Raw genomic sequence first — 2,726 nt, 5'->3', positions numbered from 1 at the left:
GGCGCAAAACTGGTCGGCAATCTACTTGGTGTACGCGAGCCTGAGACCAACGGTATTTTGGTCGTCGGCTCAAACCCGGTGGCGCTGCTCGTCGCTACTTCCTTAAAGGATCAAGGTTTTGATGTTATCGTCGCGCACAACAACTATACCAACATTGCCAAAGCACGTATGAGCGGTCTACGCACCTACTTTGGTAATCCTATCTCAGACCACGCCGACAATCATTTAGACCTTATCGGTATCGGTCACTTATTCGCTATGAGTATGGACAAAGAGATGAACACGCTGTCGGAGATTCACTATCGTCACGAGTTTGGCGAGCGTAAACTTTATCGTCTCAAATTTAGTGATGAAAAAACCAAAAGCGAGCGCGATGATAAGCAATCTAACTTTAAATCGCAGTGGCTATTTGGCAAAGATGTCACTTACACCAAGCTTGCCAGCATGATATCCAAAAAAGCGCGCATCAAGATTACCAATATCACAGACAGCTATAGCTTTGAGCAGTATAGAGCGGACAACAAACAGTTCGTGCCGCTATATACGATAGACAAAGAGGGTAAGCTGAGCGTCATTACCGACAAGTTCGACGGTGTGGTAGCACGCGATCGCAAGCTTATCGCCTTGGTCGTTGATGATGAGGTACAACCAAAAGAAGTCGATGTGACCGCCAAGCAAATACAAGCGCGCGCGGACGCTGATGCCAAGTTTGAGGCTGACTACAAAGCGCCTGAAAAACGCAAAGAAAAAGAGCTGATCGCTGACGTCAGTGACGAGCCACTCATTGAGGAGGCACCTGCTAACAAGAACACAGCAGAGGCTAAAGTGATAGATCCTGAGCCGATTGCCAAAAAAGAGCCTGTCAATACGGGTAAAGGCGTCATGACAGATAACTCAGCACAGCTATCAAAAGACAAAACGATGAGTAGTAGCAATGCCAATGGTAGCGGTGCAGCACCTAGAACTAAGAGCGGTGATTTAGACCCTAATCGCCTGCCAGATACGGATGATGTCATAGATAACAAGGCAGATAAGTAACCGCGTTATCTGTTGTCTATATTCTTACGTAAAAAAGCCCCAGTTCTCTATGAGTGCTGGGGCTTTGCTTTAATTGTTTATAGGTTAAAGAGCATGCTAGGTAATACTGAACCTATCCTCAACCGCCTGCCATACCCGCGCGCCAACCTCATCGCTAGTACCAGAGGCATCAATACGGCAAATACGCTCAGGATAGGCCGCCGCCAACGCCTCAAACCCCTTGTATACCCGAGTAAAAAACTCAGTCGCCTGCTGCTCAAACCTATCGGCAGTGCTGCGCTTACCTGCGCGCGCCATGCCCTCATGCACTGGTAAATCCAGCCATAACGTCAGCTCTGGCAGAAGCGGGACAAACTGCTCGCTAAGCTGCGCTATTTTTGCGCGCATAAGCGGCTCACCATAGGCGCGGCCATAGCCTTGATAGGCCATCGTCGAGTCGACAAAGCGATCGCAAATGACCCAAGTACCGCGTGCCAGCGCTGGCATAATCACATACTGAACGTGATCGCAGCGCGCGGCAAATAGCAGTAGCAGCTCGGTGTCGTCATTGATATCGGTAGCAGGGTCGAGCAGTATGGCGCGCAGACGCTCAGCGAATGGACTACCGCCCGGCTCACGCGTGCGCAAGTAGTCAATACCCGCTGCTTGCAAGCGCGTACACAACTGCTCAATTGCGGTAGTCTTGCCGACGCCTTCGGTGCCCTCAAAGCTAATAAAGCGCCCTTGAGCGGACGCGGCTTGAGTAGAGATCATTGCTGATACTGGCATTGGGTAGCCTTATTGATAAAATCTGTAACGAATTTTAGAATAAATTGAACGATTGGATCAGCGCTAGCTAGATCAATGACACCAGCAAGCGCTTATATTTATTCAGGCGGCGTTTGTGATTTTTTCTCCCGCATGACTTTGAGGTACTCTTGTACCGCGCGGTTATGATCCGCCAAATTATCGGTAAATTTGTGCCCGCCCGTTCCTGTTGCCACAAAGTACAAGGCGTCACTCTCTGCTGGGTGCAAAGTGGCCTCGATGGAAGCTGGCGACGGTAAGGAGATGGGCGTTGGCGGTAGACCATCAATCTGATAGGTATTGTAGCTGGTGGTTTCATCGATATCGGCGCGGCGAATATTGCCATCATAACGGCTACCCATACCATAGATAATGGTTGGATCCGTTTGCATGCGCATGCCTTTTTTAAAGCGGTTATTAAACACCGCTGACACTAGTGGACGCTCATCAGCAACGCTGGTTTCTTTTTCGATAATGGAGGCCATAATAAGCGCCTGATACGGCGTCTCATAAGGCAAATCTGGCGCGCGATTCTCCCACGCTTTGGTCAGGGCTTGTTGCTGGCGCTTGTACAGATCGGTGAGCACCTGCGTGTCCGTTGCACCCTCGCCGTAGTAATAGGTATCTGGGGTGAACCAACCCTCCAAGTTATAGCTGACGATAGGATCATTACTACCCGTTACCGAATCTGGCAGGATACCGACCAAATCTAGCGCCTCAGCGATGCTCTGATTGTCCGCGTCTGCTGTGAGTACTTCTTTTTTGATGCCTGAATTGTCACGTAAATTCTGATACAGATCGTTTGCCGTTTTGCCTTCGATAACTTGTACTTTGACCATCGCCACTTTGGCGCCTTGCTCTAGTACGTGCAACACTTCTGCCATCGTTGGGTTCTCAGGGAG

Annotated in this window: 2 protein-coding genes and 1 pseudogene; 1 reads left to right on the top strand and 2 read right to left on the bottom strand. The window is 49.7% G+C overall.

What is annotated here, in order from left to right; all coding sequences use genetic code 11:
• A pseudogene (locus ACTXGO_RS12140) lies at positions 1 to 1,038 on the top strand (cation:proton antiporter); the annotation flags it as partial.
• 96 nt (positions 1,039 to 1,134) lie between these two features.
• Here ACTXGO_RS12140 and tmk read toward each other — a convergent pair.
• Together tmk and mltG are read right to left on the bottom strand one after the other, a co-directional pair.
• On the bottom strand, positions 1,135 to 1,806 hold the full coding sequence (gene tmk / locus ACTXGO_RS12135) for a dTMP kinase (RefSeq protein WP_443574733.1): 672 nt from the start codon (positions 1,804 to 1,806) through the stop codon (positions 1,135 to 1,137).
• A 98-nt stretch (positions 1,807 to 1,904) separates the two neighbouring features.
• A partial coding sequence (gene mltG / locus ACTXGO_RS12130; protein ID WP_443574731.1) for an endolytic transglycosylase MltG occupies positions 1,905 to 2,726 on the bottom strand: 822 nt, incomplete at its 5' end.

This window comes from Psychrobacter sp. T6-1 (genome assembly GCF_052258445.1).
Note: the sequence above shows the minus strand (reverse complement) of the source record. Positions and strands in the feature narration are given on the sequence as shown.